At 68.3% G+C, this 13,891-nt stretch carries 12 protein-coding genes and 1 tRNA gene; 10 read left to right on the top strand and 3 right to left on the bottom strand.

Going from position 1 to position 13,891, the window contains the following annotated elements; translation table 11 throughout:
- Positions 1 to 7 precede the first annotated feature (7 nt).
- Positions 8 to 1,603 carry a DUF4139 domain-containing protein gene (locus VGF12_RS18110; RefSeq protein WP_331177442.1) on the bottom strand — a complete coding sequence of 532 codons (1,596 nt, stop codon included), beginning with the start codon at positions 1,601 to 1,603 and terminating at the stop codon, positions 8 to 10.
- Positions 1,604 to 1,730: 127 nt separating this feature from the next.
- On the opposite strand from VGF12_RS18110, the gene VGF12_RS18105 reads away from it, so the two are divergent.
- From VGF12_RS18105 to VGF12_RS18095, 3 genes are read left to right on the top strand one after another with little or no spacing between them, the layout of a single operon-like run.
- Positions 1,731 to 2,861, top strand: coding sequence for a Kelch repeat-containing protein (locus VGF12_RS18105; RefSeq protein ID WP_331177441.1), 1,131 nt, complete (start codon positions 1,731 to 1,733; stop codon positions 2,859 to 2,861).
- 10 nt (positions 2,862 to 2,871) lie between these two features.
- Positions 2,872 to 3,576, top strand: a complete 705-nt coding sequence (gene queC / locus VGF12_RS18100) for a 7-cyano-7-deazaguanine synthase QueC (RefSeq protein WP_331177440.1) — start codon at positions 2,872 to 2,874, stop codon at positions 3,574 to 3,576.
- Entirely contained in the window at positions 3,573 to 4,118 is a 546-nt protein-coding gene (locus tag VGF12_RS18095; RefSeq protein ID WP_331177439.1) for a LemA family protein, read from the top strand. Before queC ends, VGF12_RS18095 begins: the two co-directional genes overlap by 4 nt.
- A 43-nt stretch (positions 4,119 to 4,161) precedes the next feature.
- Here the strand turns inward: VGF12_RS18095 and folE are convergent, their stop codons facing one another.
- A complete protein-coding gene (folE, locus tag VGF12_RS18090; protein ID WP_331177438.1) occupies positions 4,162 to 4,869 on the bottom strand; it encodes a GTP cyclohydrolase I in 708 nt (235 codons plus the stop codon).
- A gap of 43 nt (positions 4,870 to 4,912) precedes the next feature.
- Between folE and rsmB the strand changes: the two genes are divergently transcribed.
- The 7 genes from rsmB to VGF12_RS18055 all read left to right on the top strand — a co-directional run bounded on the left by rsmB (position 4,913) and on the right by VGF12_RS18055 (position 12,384).
- The gene (gene rsmB / locus VGF12_RS18085; RefSeq protein WP_331177437.1) at positions 4,913 to 6,229 is read left to right on the top strand and encodes a 16S rRNA (cytosine(967)-C(5))-methyltransferase RsmB; all 1,317 of its coding nucleotides are present in this window, start codon (positions 4,913 to 4,915) and stop codon (positions 6,227 to 6,229) included.
- Between the two features lies 1 nt (position 6,230).
- Positions 6,231 to 6,794, top strand: coding sequence for a DUF4390 domain-containing protein (locus tag VGF12_RS18080; protein WP_331177436.1), 564 nt, complete (start codon positions 6,231 to 6,233; stop codon positions 6,792 to 6,794).
- A complete protein-coding gene (locus VGF12_RS18075) occupies positions 6,791 to 9,076 on the top strand; it encodes a sensor histidine kinase (RefSeq protein WP_331177435.1) in 2,286 nt (761 codons plus the stop codon). The genes VGF12_RS18080 and VGF12_RS18075 overlap by 4 nt, the downstream gene beginning before the upstream one ends.
- Positions 9,077 to 9,082: 6 nt before the next feature.
- Positions 9,083 to 9,784 (top strand): response regulator, encoded by a 702-nt coding sequence (locus tag VGF12_RS18070; RefSeq protein WP_331177434.1) that lies wholly within the window; start codon positions 9,083 to 9,085, stop codon positions 9,782 to 9,784.
- 75 nt (positions 9,785 to 9,859) lie between these two features.
- Positions 9,860 to 9,935 (top strand) — tRNA-Phe (locus tag VGF12_RS18065).
- An 827-nt stretch (positions 9,936 to 10,762) separates the two neighbouring features.
- Complete coding sequence (locus tag VGF12_RS18060; RefSeq protein WP_331177433.1) at positions 10,763 to 11,065, top strand: helix-turn-helix transcriptional regulator; 303 nt, start codon at positions 10,763 to 10,765, stop codon at positions 11,063 to 11,065.
- Positions 11,062 to 12,384 carry a type II toxin-antitoxin system HipA family toxin gene (locus VGF12_RS18055; RefSeq protein WP_331177432.1) on the top strand — a complete coding sequence of 441 codons (1,323 nt, stop codon included), beginning with the start codon at positions 11,062 to 11,064 and terminating at the stop codon, positions 12,382 to 12,384. The genes VGF12_RS18060 and VGF12_RS18055 overlap by 4 nt, the downstream gene beginning before the upstream one ends.
- A 115-nt stretch (positions 12,385 to 12,499) precedes the next feature.
- Here the strand turns inward: VGF12_RS18055 and VGF12_RS18050 are convergent, their stop codons facing one another.
- Positions 12,500 to 13,882 (bottom strand): HipA domain-containing protein, encoded by a 1,383-nt coding sequence (locus VGF12_RS18050; RefSeq protein WP_414710137.1) that lies wholly within the window; start codon positions 13,880 to 13,882, stop codon positions 12,500 to 12,502.
- Between the last annotated feature and the right edge of the window lie 9 nt (positions 13,883 to 13,891).

Below are 13,891 nucleotides of genomic sequence, written 5' to 3'. Positions count from 1 at the left end.
CCCTCGCTCAGCGCAAGCCCGTCAGCGTGGCGTCCTTCGGCGCACTGATGACGTGGTCCGCGGTGAACCGTTGGCTCTGTCCCGCCGGCAGTGCCAGCTCCCACAGCACCAGGCCCGGCTGCTTGCGCCAGGCCTGCGTCGTGGGCGCCGGGTTGAACTGGCTCTGCACCTTGATGTCCTCGTGCTGGGCCACCGGCGCGGCCTCGACGAGCTGCAGCGTGACCGCCCCCGCCATGTGCCGGTTCTCGACGACATAGCCGCGTCCGTAGCGGTGCTCCGCCCGCGCGCCGATGAAGCCGGTGTTGGCCGCGTTGCGCTGCTCGGGCTCGATCTGCACGCGCAGCGCCTCGTCGCGGCCGAAGGGCAGTTCCAGGCGGTCTTCGCCGGTGGTGACGTTGAGCGTGCTGCTGCCCACCAGTGCGCCGTCGCGCACCAACTGCAGTGGGCCGCGCGGCCACGAGCCGGCGGGCCGGGCCACGTCGGCGACCAGGTAGGCGGCCGCCTCGCTCTGCGGCTGCACGCGGGCCAGCACCCTGGCCTGCAGCTTCTCCTGCCCGAGGCTCAGGGCGGCGCGCTGCGTGCCGCTGTCGATGTTGACGCGCAGCGGCAGGACGAACTCGGTGGCGTAGCTGCCCTGGAAGACACTGAGGTCAAAGCGCTCGAGCTCGGGTTCGGCGGCGATGCGGGCCCCCGTCACGGTGATGTTCTGTGCCAGCGTGGCGGCCATCGGCGCGGGTGCCGGCAGGGCGCGCATCTCGGGCTGCGGCTGCGGCCGGTAGAGGTCCAGCTGCCAGGGCCGTGGCAGGCCGACGCCCACGCGAGGCGTCACCTGCGCCGTGGACAGCCGGAGCTTGACGTTCTTCCAGTCCTCGCCGCTTTGCTGCGACACCTGGGCCAGCCGCTCCAGGCTCACGGCGCTGCCGGCCGTGTCGAGCAGCGCGCGGTAGCTGGGCGCCCAGCCGGCCTGGGTCACGCGGTAGCTCAGCTTCAGCTCGGCCTCGCGCGCCGTGGACAGGCGCAGGCGCAGGCTGCGCCACTGCGGGTTGGCACTGGCAAGGCGCTCGCGCTCGCCCTGCAGCGGCGCAATCTGCTTGTCCAGGTCTTCCAGCTGGCGGCGGATCTGGGCCTGGCGCAGCAGCGCGTCCTGGGCCGTCCTGCGAATGCTGTCGGCGGTGGCGGCGATGCCGGCGGCCGGCGTGGCACGGGCCTCGCCCGAGCCCAGTGCCTTCAGGTAGCCGAGGCTGGTGTCCAGGGCGCTGGACTCGGCGTTGAGCAGGTCGCGCTGGCCTTCCAGCTTGCGGACCTGCTCGTCCACCGGACCGGTGCCGCATTCCGGGGCGCGCTCGCGCGGCAGCGTCTCCAGCTGTACCGGGCCGAGGTTGACGCCGGCCGGTGCGTCGATCTGCAGCGAGTCGGGGTCGAAGCGCGCCGACAGGCAGTTCAGCACCAGCTCGCGCGCACCCGCGGCCACGGTGGTCAGCCGCGTCACCTGGGCGCCGCCGGGGTAGACGAGCACTTCGTCGATGCGCGACGGCGTCTGGGCCTGGGCCGCCGTGGCCAGCAGGCTGGCTGTCATCAGCCAAACGGAAGGGATGGAGGTCATGCTGCCTTTCCTGGGGTCCATGCAACAGGGCGGTAGGCTAGCACCCGCCGTGGGCGCGCCGGGCGGGCCGGGCGGGTCTGGGGGAGGGGGCTAGGATCCGCCGGTGGTTCGCACGGCGGGAGTTCTCATGAAACTTCTCATGCTCCCAGGCCCCGGCCTGGTCCTGGCGGCGGTGTCCGCGATGGCGGCACCCTTGCTGCTGGCGCCGCCCTGGCGCGTCGAGGCAGGCCCGGTGCTGTCGGTGCCGCGGGCTGCCCACCAGGCCACGCTGCTGGACGGGGGGCAGGTGCTGGTGACGGGGGGCTGCAGCGGCGCCAGCTGCACGCCGGCTGAGCGGTCTGCCGAACTGATCGATGGCCGCACCGGCCGGCCGGCGGCCGTGGGCCCGATGCAAGTAGCCCGCGTGGCCCATGCGGCGGTCCGCCTTGGCGACGGTCGGGTGCTGGTCGCGGGCGGCTGGACGGGGGACGCCACCACGGCGTCCGCCGAAGTCTTCGATCCACGGACACATCGCTTCGCGGCCCTGGGGGACATGGGCGGGGCCCGCATGGACGCCACACTGACGCTCTTGTCCGACGGCTCGGCCCTGATCGCCGGCGGGGCCGCGGATACCAACCGGCCGCTGGCGCGCGCGGAGGTCTTCGAGCAGAACCGGTTCACGGCCGTCGGTGCCCTGCGCGTGGCACGCGCCCATCACGCGGCGGTACGCCTGGCTGATGGCCGTGTCCTCGTCATGGGGGGCCTGGTGGCGCGGGGGCGCGCCACCGCCTCGGCTGAAATCTACGACCCGCGGACCCGGACGTTCTCGGCCACCGGCGCCATGCAGATGCCACGCTGCAAGCATGCGGCGCTGTTGCTGCGCGACGAGCGGGTGATGGTGATCGCGGGTTCGCCCGACTGCAACGAGCAGCGGCGCCTTGCACAGACGGAGATCTTTGACCCCCGCACCGGGGTGTTCACGCCGGGGCCGACCTTGCAGAACCCGCGTTACAAGATCGTCTCCGCGGCCGCGTTGACCGCGGACGGCGACGTGGTGGTGGCGGGCGACGCCGACGACGTCGAAGTGTGGACGCCCGGGGCGGCGGCCTTCGCGAAGGCTCGAGGGTTCACGGGCGGCGCGCTGGCCTTCAGCACCGCCACGCCGCTGCCCGGCGGGGCATTGCTGATTGCGGGCGGCTACGACGGCGAGATCCTCCCCACGGCCAGGACCTGGGTCGTCAGCCGGGATGGCAGGCCCCCTGTTGCGGGCCCCCGTTAGCATCCCGCCCATGACCGACAACCGCAAAGCCCTGGTGCTTTTCTCCGGGGGGCAGGACTCCTCCACCTGCCTCGGCTGGGCCCTGGACCGCTATGCCGAGGTCGAGACGCTGGCCTTCGACTATGGTCAGCGCCATCGCATCGAGCTGGATTGCCGCAATGCCGTGCGCACCGAGATCGCCCGCCAGTTCCCCGCCTGGGCAGGCAGGCTCGGCGCCGATCACCTGCTGGACCTGTCGCTGCTCGGCCAGATCAGCGACACCGCCCTGACGAGCGAGCGTGCCATCGAGCTCCAGGCGAACGGGCTGCCCAACACCTTCGTGCCCGGCCGCAACCTGCTGTTCCTGACCTTCGCGGCCACGCTGGCCTACCGGCGCGGCGCGTCGGTGTTGGTCGGCGGCATGTGCGAGACCGATTTCTCCGGCTACCCGGACTGCCGCGACAACACGATGAAGGCGCTGCAGGTTGCGCTGAGCCTGGGCCTGGATGCACCCATGACGCTGGAGACGCCGCTGATGTTCATCGACAAGGCGGCCACCTGGCGCCTGGCCGAGTCGCTCGGCGGCGCAGCACTGGTGAAGCTCATCGTCGAAGAGACGCACACCTGCTACCTCGGCGAGCGCGGCGCGCTGCACGCCTGGGGCCATGGCTGCGGCCACTGCCCGGCCTGCGCGCTGCGCGCGCGCGGCTACGAGCAGTACAGGGCCGCGACATGACGCCGTGGCAGTGGGTGGGCGTCGCGGCGGCGGCGGCGCTGTTCTTCTGGGGTGTGGGCGCCTACAACCGCCTGATGTCGCTGCGCAACGCCATCGGCGACGCTTTCGTGCAGCTGGGCTCGCATCTGAAGGAGCGCAGCGAGGCCTGCGACAAGTTGTTGGCCGCCGTAGCGCCGCGCCTGCCCAGCGAGCAGGCCACCTTCGACGCACTGGCCAGCGCGCAGGCCGAATCCCAGGCTGCCATGCAGGCTGCGCGCGCCAAGCCCTGGGCGCCCGACCCGGTGGGCAGCCTGGCCGTCGCCAGCGCCCTGCATGCCGCGGCGCTGACGCGGCTGCTGTCGCTGCTGGACCACCAGGCCGAACTGCGCAGCGAGACCGAGATCGATGGTCTCATCAGCGAGCTCAAGCTCATCGAACGCCAGCGCGCTTTTACCCGCCAGGTCTTCAACCAGGCGGTGGCTCAGTACAACGAGGCGCTGCACCAGTTCCCGACGCGGGTGCTGGCAAACCTGTACGGCTTCAGCGAGGCCCGGTCGCTGTAGGCCTCGGCGGTGGGGCCGTGCGGCCGCCCGTCAGGCGCTGAGCTCAGACTTTCTTCGGCATCAGCGCCAGGAACTCGCGGCGCAAATTGGCGTCGGTCAGGAACGCGCCGCGCATGACGCTGTTGGTCATCGCGGCCTGGTTGTCCTTCACACCGCGCCAGTGCATGCAGAAGTGGTCGGCCTCCATGACGACGGCCAGGCCGTCGGGCTGTACCCGGGTCTCCAGCTCGTTGGCCAGCATGATGACGGCCTCTTCCTGGATCTGCGGGCGGTTCATGACCCAGTCGGTCAGGCGCACGTACTTGGACAGGCCGATCAGGTTGGAGTGCTCGTTGGGCATGATGCCTATCCACACCCGGCCGAGGATGGGGCAGAGGTGGTGGGAGCAGGCGCTGCGCACGGTGATCGGGCCGACGATCATCAGCTCGTTGAGGCGGCTGACGTTGGGGAATTCGGTGACCGCGGGCGCCTCGGCGTAGCGGCCGGCGAAGACCTCGCGGACGAACATCTTGGCGACGCGCTTGGCCGTCTCCTGGGTGTTGTGGTCGCTGTCGGTGTCGATGACCAGGGCCTTCAGCACCTCTTGCATCCTGGCCTGCACCTCGTCTTGCAGCGCGTCCAGCTCGCCGGGCTCAATGAACGCGGCGATGTTGTCGTTGGCGTGGTGGCGGCAGCCTGCCGACACGAGGCGGAAACGGATGCGCTCGGAGACCGGCTGATCCGGCGGGGCGTCTTGGGCGGGGGCGTTCATGGGCGCGGATTGTCTGGGCAAAGGTGACTTCTACACTGGCGGCATGACTCAAAGCCCCCAATCCCCTGCGCTGCACCGGCTGCTGTCGCAGGCCGCCGATGCCGTGCAGGGCGTGCGCGAGGGCCGCTCGCTGACCGACCTGCTGGCCCGCGTGCCGGCCGACTTGCGTCCGGGCACGCAGGCGTTGGCCTTCACGGCGCTGCGCCGCCTGGGCGGCGCCGAGGCCGTGCGCCAGCAGCTCGCGCCCAAGGCGCCGCCGCCGCGGGTGGACGCGCTGCTCCTCGTCGCGCTGGCCCTGCTCTGGCCCGACCCTGAGCCCGCCTATGCCGACCACACGCTCGTGGATCAGGCCGTCAACGCCGCCAAGACCCGCGCACCGGCCAGTGCCGCCTTCGTCAACGCCGTGCTGCGCCGCTTTCTGCGCGAGCGCGACACGCTCGTGGCCGCCGCCGGACACAGCCCCGTGGGCGCCTTCAATCATCCGGCCTGGTGGATAGAAAAGCTGCGCCAGGACTGGCCCACGCAGTGGCAGGCCATCCTCGCGGCCAGCAACCGCCCGCCGCCCATGACGCTGCGCGTGCACGCCCAGCGCACGACGGCGGCCGAGTACGTGGCGCGCCTGGCTGGCCAGGGCATCTCCGCCCGGGCTCTCGGTGCGCCCACGCCCCAGGCCATCATGCTGGACAAGCCCGTGCCCGTCTCGGTCCTGCCGGGATTCGCCGAAGGCCTGGTCTCTGTGCAGGACGCAGCTGCTCAGCTCGCCGCGCCGCTGCTCGTGGGCGCTGGCCTGAAACCTGGCGCCCGCGTGCTGGACGCCTGCGCCGCGCCTGGCGGCAAGACGGCCCACCTGCTTGAGCTCCAGCCCGACCTGCAGCTGACCGCGCTGGATGCCGACGCCCAGCGGCTGACCCGTGTGCAGGACAACCTCAACCGCCTGGGCCAGCAGGCGACGCTCAAGGCCGCCGACGCGCGCCAGACCGCTGCGTGGTGGGATGGCCAGCCCTTCGATGCCATCCTGCTCGACGCCCCCTGCAGTGCCTCCGGCATCGTGCGCCGCCATCCCGACGTGCGCTGGCTGCGCCGGCCCGACGACATCACCGCCCTGGCCCGCATCCAGGCCGAGCTGCTGGACGCGTTGTGGCCGCTGCTGGCGCCCGGCGGGCGCCTGGTCTATGCGACCTGTTCGGTCTTCCGTGCCGAAGGCCAGGCCCAGCTCGACGCGTTTTTGCAACGCCGGCCCGGCGCGAAGTCCCACGTCGTGCCCGGGTTCACGGGTCACCTGCTCCCCCTGGTCGACAATGCCGTCCAGACTTCGCCGCCGCTCGACGGCTTTTTCTACGCCCTGTTGACCCACCCCTGAGTTGTTCGCCCGAATCGTCATCGCCGCCTGCTTCGCCGCGCTGCTTGCCCTACTTCCGGGCGCGGTGCGGGCCGATGGCGTCGAGCTGACCCAACTGACGACGCGAAAGGCCGACGACGGGCTGGAGCTGAGCTTCACGACCCGCTTCGAGCTCAGCCGCGCCGCGGTGGACGCACTGCACAAGGACGTGGCGCTGTATTTCGTCGCCGAGGCCAACCTGCTGCGCAGCCGCTGGTACTGGCGCGACGCCCGTGTGGCGCGCGCCGAACGCACCTGGCGACTCACCTGGAATTCGCTGACGCGCCAGTACCGCGTTTCCACGGGCGGCCTGCACCAGAGCTTTGCGACGCTGGACGAGGCCCTGACCGTGCTGCGTGGCCAGAGCGGCTGGCGCATCGCCGAGCCCAAGGACATCGAGGACGGCGGGGGGTACTACCTGGAGTTCAGCTACAAGCTCGACGTCAACCAACTGCCGCGGCTGATGCAGATTGGTGGCCTGCAGTCCGGCTTCGCGCTCAGTGTCGAGCGCAGGCACAACTTCGGCGCCGACTTCACCCTCCGATGAGTAAGGCCGCGCGTTGGGGCTGGGTCATCACCGGGGTGACCCTCACGGGCGTGGCCGGTGTGCTGGCCTTCCTGCTTTCCATCGGCGCGACGAACGAGCGCGGCTTCTTCGAACGCCACTACCACTGGCTGTACTGGGTCAACGTGGTCGTCGCCGCGGTACTGACCCTGGTCATCCTGACGGCCGCCGTGCGCCTCGTCGTGCGGGTACGCCGCGGCCGTTTCGGCAGCCGGCTGCTGCTCAAGCTGGCGGCCATCTTCGCCCTGGTCGGCATCGTGCCGGGCGTGCTGATCTACGCCGTCTCCTACCAGTTCGTGAACCGCAGCATCGAGACCTGGTTCGACGTCAAGCTTGCCAGCGCGCTGGAGGCCGGCCTCAACCTTGGCCGCGGCACGCTGGACGGCATGGTGAGCGACCTGGGCACCAAGACCCGCGACGCCGCCGACCAGCTCGCCGAAAGCAGCACGCCCCAGCTGCTCATGCTGGAGCGCCTGCGCGACAAGCTCGGCGCCCGCACCATCGCCATCGTCGGTGGCAAGGGGCAGATCCTGCTGGAGAGCGGTGGCGACACGCGCCAGCTCACGCCCGACCGGCCCAGCGACAGCATGCTGGCCCGGGCGCGCGGCGGCGCGCCGGCCAGCCAGCTCGAAGGTCTGGAGGACGAGGCCACGGCGCTGCAGGGGGGCGCCCAGATCCGCACGCTGGCCCTGCTGCCCAACACCGAGCTGCGCCTGGGCCTGGGCGAGCGCTACTTGATGGTCATCCAGCGCATCCCGCCCAGCATGCTGACGAATGCGCTCGCCGTGCAGACGGCCAATGCCGAGTACCAGCAGCGCTCGCTGGAGCGCGTCGGCCTGCGCCGCATGTACCTGGGCACGCTGACGCTGGTGCTGATCCTGGCCACCTTCGCGGCGCTGCTGCTGGCCGTCACGCTGGGCAATCAGCTCGCGCGGCCGCTGCTGATGCTGGCCGACGGCGTGCGCCACGTGGCCCAGGGCGACCTCTCCGTGCGTCCCGTGCATGGCTCGCGCGACGAGCTGGGCGGCCTGACGCGCTCCTTCGCCGACATGACCGGCCAGCTGGCCGACGCGCGTGCGCAGATCACGCGCACCGTCGCCGAACTGGATGCTGCCCGCACCCACCTGCAGACCATTCTCGACAACCTGACCGCTGGCGTTCTTGTGTTTGATGCGACGGGCCGGCTCGAGACCGTCAACCCCGGCGCGACGCGCATCCTGCGCCTGCCGCTGTCCGCTTATATCGATCGCCCCCTGGCCGACGTGCCGGGCCTGGCGGACTTCGCCGCCAAGCTGGACCAGCGCTTCGAGCAAAGCCTCAGCGCCGATGGCGACCGCGGTCTGGACCGCGAGCTCTGGCAGGAGTCCTTCGAGCTGCAGCTGGATCCCAAGCAGGACCTGCTGACGCTGCTGGTGCGCGGTGCGTCGCTGCCGCAAGGCGCCCGCCTCGTGGTCTTCGACGACATCTCCGAGGTTGTGTCCGCCCAGCGCTCGGCCGCCTGGAGCGAGGTCGCACGCCGCCTGGCGCACGAGATCAAGAATCCGCTGACGCCCATCCAGCTGTCTGCCGAGCGGCTGCAGCACAAGCTCGAGGCCCGGCTTGAAGGTGCCGATCAGGCCATGCTGGTGCGCTCGGTGGCCACCATCGTCAACCAGGTGCAGGCCATGAAGCAGCTCGTCAACGAGTTCCGCGACTACGCCCGACTGCCCTCGGCCCAGCTCACGCCGCTGGACCTCAATGCCCTCATCCACGAGGTCCTCAGCCTCTACGCCGAGCCGCAGGATGCGGGCCGCCTTTCGGCCGACCTCGCCCCCCAATTGCCCGCCATCAAGGGCGACGCCAGCCAGTTGCGCCAGGTCATTCACAACCTCGTGCAAAACGCGCTGGATGCCGTGCAGGACCGACCCGACGGCCACGTCACGGTGCGCTCTTCGCTGACGGTGACCGACACCGGCGCGCCGCGCTCGGTGCGCCTGCACATCATCGACAACGGCCCCGGTTTTGCCGAGAAGGTGCTCAAGCGCGCCTTCGAGCCCTATGTGACGACCAAGGCCAAAGGCACCGGTCTGGGCCTGGCCGTCGTCAAGAAAATCGCCGACGAACACGGCGCCCGGATCTCGCTGCGCAACCTGCATCCCGCTTCCGATGCGGGTTCTCCCGCTGACGGCGAACAGGACGACCGCGTGATCGGTGCGCAAGTTTCGCTATCATTTTCGAACCTGACACCCGCCACCGAGCCCGGTGCGCACGGTGCCAAGACCTAAGGATTCATGGCCACCATTCTTGTTGTCGACGACGAGCTGGGCATTCGTGCCCTGCTGTCCGAAATCCTCAGCGACGAGGGGCACACCATCGAGCTTGCCGAGAACGCCACCCAGGCGCGGGCGGCGCGCGAGCGCATGCGCCCCGACCTCGTGCTTCTCGACATCTGGATGCCCGACGTCGATGGCGTCACGCTGCTGAAGGAGTGGGGCGGCGCCGGGCTGCTGACCATGCCTGTCATCATGATGAGCGGCCACGGCACCATCGACACGGCGGTGGAGGCCACCAAGTTCGGTGCCATCGCCTTCCTCGAGAAGCCCATCACGCTGCAAAAGCTGTTGCGCGCCGTCGAGCAGGCGCTGGTCAAGACCGCCCCGCCGCGTCCTGCGCCGGCCGTGGTGGGCCTGCCCAGCTACACCCGCGCCGAACCCGGCAACCAGCCCGTTGCGGCCAGTCACGGTATGGCGCTGTCCAGCCACCTGCCGGTCAGCAACACGCTGGCGTCCGAGCAGAGTTTCGAGCTCGACCGCCCGCTGCGAGAAGCCCGAGATGCTTTCGAAAAGAGCTATTTCGAGTTTCACCTCGCCAAGGAGAACGGCTCCATGACCCGCGTCGCCGAGAAGACCGGTCTGGAGCGCACCCATCTCTACCGCAAGCTCAAGCAGCTCGGCGTGGACCTGAGCCGCAACAAGCGCGGCAGCGGCGGCTAGCGATTGACGCGCGTGGCTGTGCTATAGTGGCGGACTTCGCTGACCGGCCTCGGCTGGTTCGGTGAGCAGAACAAAGGCCAAGTAGCTCAGTTGGTAGAGCAGCGGATTGAAAATCCGCGTGTCGGTGGTTCGATTCCGCCCTTGGCCACCAGATATCTCTCAGAAGCCCATCCATCGTGATGGGCTTCTGCGTTTCCGGGTGCTCTGTTCGGTGGCGCCTGGGGGCCTGACGGGTTCATCCACGTCCATCATGGGCGGCCGCTTCACACCATTGGCGAAGCCTGCGTGCTGAATCCGGAGGAGGACTTGCGTCCGGTCTGCCCCAACTGCCACGCCATGCTCCGCCGCCAGAAGACAGCAATTGGCATTGTGGACCTAGAGGCCAAGCTCAAGCTTAGGTTCAGCACAGCCTTCGCGCCTAGATCCTGTGAGCGATGACATGGCCGGGATACGGCGCGGTCGACAGGCCCGCTGACAGCGCCCATGACATGTAGCCAGCGGGTGCGGATCATCGACTTCGTGGACGCCGGGCATCCTGCGCTGCTGCGCATATCACGCTGGGCCTGGTGGAGTTGGAATAGAAAAGTGCCTCGAATTCCTCATGGATGGGGAACTTCGCATCTTTTCTATGCCGCCAACTTTGGCCGGAGGCCCCTCGAGGCGCTCCGATAGCCGCCGGCTGGCTGCAGGAGCGCGGCTTCAGTGCCGAGCAAGCCGTCCGGCTTGACGAGGGGGATTGGCTTCGGTGTTCCAGGGTGTGGCGTCAACCTGGGGTGATTGGCATGATGATGCCGTATTTGCTATTTCAAGAAGTATTCATTCTTGGTTGAGTGTGTTGGTCGATGACAAATACAGCATCTTTCACTCCGTAAGGGCGTTCTTGAAGTTGCTTTATTTGCTATTGTTCCTGAGGTGAAAATCCTCCCTTCTCAGGGAGAAGGGCCCAGCAGCCCATCATTGACATAGCAAATACAGCACATGGACAGTCTCTACTCACTCGGTCGAGCCGTGGCCCAGCTGCGGCAAGAGCGGGGAATGACTCAGAAGCAGCTCGCCACGATGTGCGGCCTGGGTCAGTCGACCCTGGCTCGTTTCGAGACCGGTGGGGTGGCGGAATTCGGCTCCCGCAAACTGCTGCGACTCCTCGAAGTTCTTGGGCACGAGCTGTCGTTCACGCCCAAGAGCAGCAGCTTCACCCTCGACGATGCCCTGGCTGAGCGTCAGCGGCAGGTCCAGGCCTCCGAGGAGACAGGCGCCCCGTGGCGGAGCACTGAGCGATGAAGCTGCATGTCTATGTCCACAACCGCCCCGTTGCCACGCTGGAGTCAACGGACGGTTTTCGGCATGTGATGAGCTACCACCCGGAGGTCGCGCCGGCACAGTTCGTCTCGCTGCTGATGCCGGTGCGTACCGAGTCCTACGTCTATCCGGAGCTGCATCCGCTGTTCCGCATGAACCTGCCCGAGGGCTTCCTGCTGTCCATCCTCCAAGAACAGCTGGGCCCCCATGTCGGCGCCTCGCCCCTGAATCTGCTGTCCGTCGTCGGACGCAACGCCATCGGGCGGGTCCAGGTCGCGACGCCCGGTGCCGACCCGATGCTGGCCCCCGTGCCCTTCGACATGAGCGGCATCCTGCGCGGCGACAACTCGGAAGAGGCGTTTGTCGAGCTGGTGCGTCGACACGCCGTATCGGGCGTGTCCGGTGTCGTGCCGAAGTTCCTCTCGCCGAACAGCCTGGGTGAGCATGGCAAGGGAACCTTGGCCACCGAGCGCTACATCGTCAAGGGGACAACGGCCCGGCTGCCAGGCGTGGCCCTGAACGAACATCTGTGCATGGAGGTGTCGCGGCAGGCGGGTTTCCCGACGGCGACCACCGAGGTCTCCGACGACGGCCAGGCGCTTGTCGTGCATCGCTTCGACTTCGAAGCGGATGGCGTGACGCGCAAAGGCATGGAAGACCTGTGCAGCCTGCTCACGCTGCGTCCGGAGCAGAAGTACGAGTCCACCTGGGAGCGCGTCGTCGGCCGCATCAAGGATGTCACGCCGCAGCCCGAGCAGCAGAACGTCGCCTTGTCACACCTTGCGAACCTGCTGCTGCTGACCTATGCCTTGCGCAACGCCGACTGCCATACGAAGAGCATCGCCCTGCTCTACAGCTCGCGCGATGACATCGAGTTGGCACCTGTCTACGACATGCTGACCATCTCGGTCTACGACGACTACGCGAAGAACCCGCCCGGCATGTCCGTCGAAGGCCGCAGCACTTGGGCGCCCGGCAAGGCGCTGGAGCGTTTCCTGCAGACCCGATGCAATGTGATGCCGGCACAGACCCGGGAACGCGTCGAGCGCATCTGCGAAGCCATCGTGAAGGTGACGCCCCAGGTCGTGGAGGCCGCACAACGCTACCCGTCGTTTCATGAGACCGGCAAGCGGATGCTCAATGCCTGGAACGATGGCATGAACAGCCTGCGCATTCAGAAGACGTGGAGCCTGCCGACGCTGGACGAATCCGTCGCGGCAGCGGGGTTCTTGGACCCCATGCCGGCAAAGGCTGACCAACCCGAGAAGATTGGGCGCTCGCCATTGCTGGTGCGCCGCTGAGCAAAGCGGCTCCAACTGCACGGATTGGCCAGGTCTTGTCCGCCGAGGACGAGCGCCGCACGCTGCGTCACGGGATCACATGAGCGCATGCGGCGGGCTGCCCGGTCGCAGAAATTCAGGGCTTTATGTTGGCCGCTTCGCCGGCGAGTTGGGTCAGCCGGGCGGCCTGTTCCAGCACGAAATCACGAAGTTGACCCGCGAAGGCACGCTCACCATCGTCGACATAGTCGTCTGCCAGGGCCTGCGCCGGCGCGTATTGCATGACCAGTTTCGCCAGCCGTGCGGCCTCGCGTTTGAGCAGCTTTCTGTCGACTCCGCATCGCTGCGCAAAGTCCGCCACTTGGAAAGCCCCCACCTCGTCCAGCGAGAAGGCATCGCCCCAGGCCATTGCCAGCTCTTGGTCGATGTCCGGGTACTGCACCACACTGACCAGGTCGTACCAAGGCGCTGGGTCGAGACCCTCGCGTCGCACGAAGAACGAGAAGTTCTTGCCATGGGCGTCGCTGTTGCCGATGAGGAACTGGAACAAAGCCCACCTGACCAGGGTCATGCTTGCCACGGCCTTGTTCACGGTCTGCTCCACGCGCTCGAACAGCATTTCGAAGCTCACGCCTTCGCGGACATTGCGGACATGTTCTCCGACTCCCAAATTGCGCTCGTACTTGAAGCTTTCGGGCAGGTCCGAGGCCTGGCAGGCGTCGATGATGTGCAGGCGCTGCACGGTGGGCTCGTTGGCGCCGTGCCCCAGTCCTTGCCCGGCACGCTGCACGACAACCCGGTCGAATCGGCGCACCACGAGCACCGGCCGCGGGGTGCGATAGATGCTGACTTCCGCGACGGGCAGGGCCATGCGCCGAGCCAGCGACATGCAAAAGTGTTCGTTGATGACCAAATGGGGCGTTGCCTGTCGCGCGGGGTCCGGCTTGAGGATGTGTGTCGATGCCAAGGGTGGCTCGACCAGGAACATGCGCCCCCCGTCTTCTAGCGGACGATCCAGATAGACCATCAACTTGTCCTGCACGCCCGCGATGGACATCCGGGCCTTGCCGTCCCAGACCGCCAGGGGAAGCTCATCACGCTCGGCAATTCGTTTGTCCAGTTCCTCTCGGGTCACTTCGCGTGGCGGCTTGGCGGCGACGGCGGGCGGCACGTCGTCCGAGGGCCAGAACCGGAACGCCCCGGTGGTCTCGGTCCCCAGTGCGCTGATGAGCGCGTAGATATTCGACTTGGACACCCGGTAGGTCGTGGCCGTGATGTCGAGCGCCCGGCCCTCGGGCAGCAGGTTCTCCACGAAGCGCTTCACCGCACCGGCGGCATAGCCTTCGGCAGGGGGCTTGAACGGCAACGCTGGCGATAGCGGGAACGCCGCCGGCGTCGCGACCCAGTCCGCGTCGTAGTCCAGCGACCACCGGTCGTTCATGGGCTCGTAGCCCAGGGTCGCCACCTTCTGGTCATCCGCCCAGAGATTGAGTGCATGCGAACTCGGTGCGCCGGCCAATGTGCCGGT

This window comes from Roseateles sp., from assembly GCF_036404855.1.
Taxonomy (GTDB): domain Bacteria; phylum Pseudomonadota; class Gammaproteobacteria; order Burkholderiales; family Burkholderiaceae_C; genus Pelomonas.
This window is presented reverse-complemented; position numbering and strand designations above follow the sequence as displayed.

What these genes read in the sequence shown, in the direction of transcription:
- VGF12_RS18105 (WP_331177441.1), top strand. Translation starts at nt 1,731, where the DNA reads ATGAAACTTCTCATGCTCCCAGGCCCCGGCCTGGTCCTGGCGGCGGTG.
- queC (WP_331177440.1), top strand. Translation starts at nt 2,872, where the DNA reads ATGACCGACAACCGCAAAGCCCTGGTGCTTTTCTCCGGGGGGCAGGAC.
- VGF12_RS18095 (WP_331177439.1), top strand. Translation starts at nt 3,573, where the DNA reads ATGACGCCGTGGCAGTGGGTGGGCGTCGCGGCGGCGGCGGCGCTGTTC.
- rsmB (WP_331177437.1), top strand. Translation starts at nt 4,913, where the DNA reads ATGACTCAAAGCCCCCAATCCCCTGCGCTGCACCGGCTGCTGTCGCAG.
- VGF12_RS18070 (WP_331177434.1), top strand. Translation starts at nt 9,083, where the DNA reads ATGGCCACCATTCTTGTTGTCGACGACGAGCTGGGCATTCGTGCCCTG.
- VGF12_RS18110 (WP_331177442.1), bottom strand. Translation starts at nt 1,603, where the DNA reads ATGACCTCCATCCCTTCCGTTTGGCTGATGACAGCCAGCCTGCTGGCC.
- folE (WP_331177438.1), bottom strand. Translation starts at nt 4,869, where the DNA reads ATGAACGCCCCCGCCCAAGACGCCCCGCCGGATCAGCCGGTCTCCGAG.
- VGF12_RS18060 (WP_331177433.1), top strand. Translation starts at nt 10,763, where the DNA reads ATGGACAGTCTCTACTCACTCGGTCGAGCCGTGGCCCAGCTGCGGCAA.
- VGF12_RS18055 (WP_331177432.1), top strand. Translation starts at nt 11,062, where the DNA reads ATGAAGCTGCATGTCTATGTCCACAACCGCCCCGTTGCCACGCTGGAG.
- VGF12_RS18075 (WP_331177435.1), top strand. Translation starts at nt 6,791, where the DNA reads ATGAGTAAGGCCGCGCGTTGGGGCTGGGTCATCACCGGGGTGACCCTC.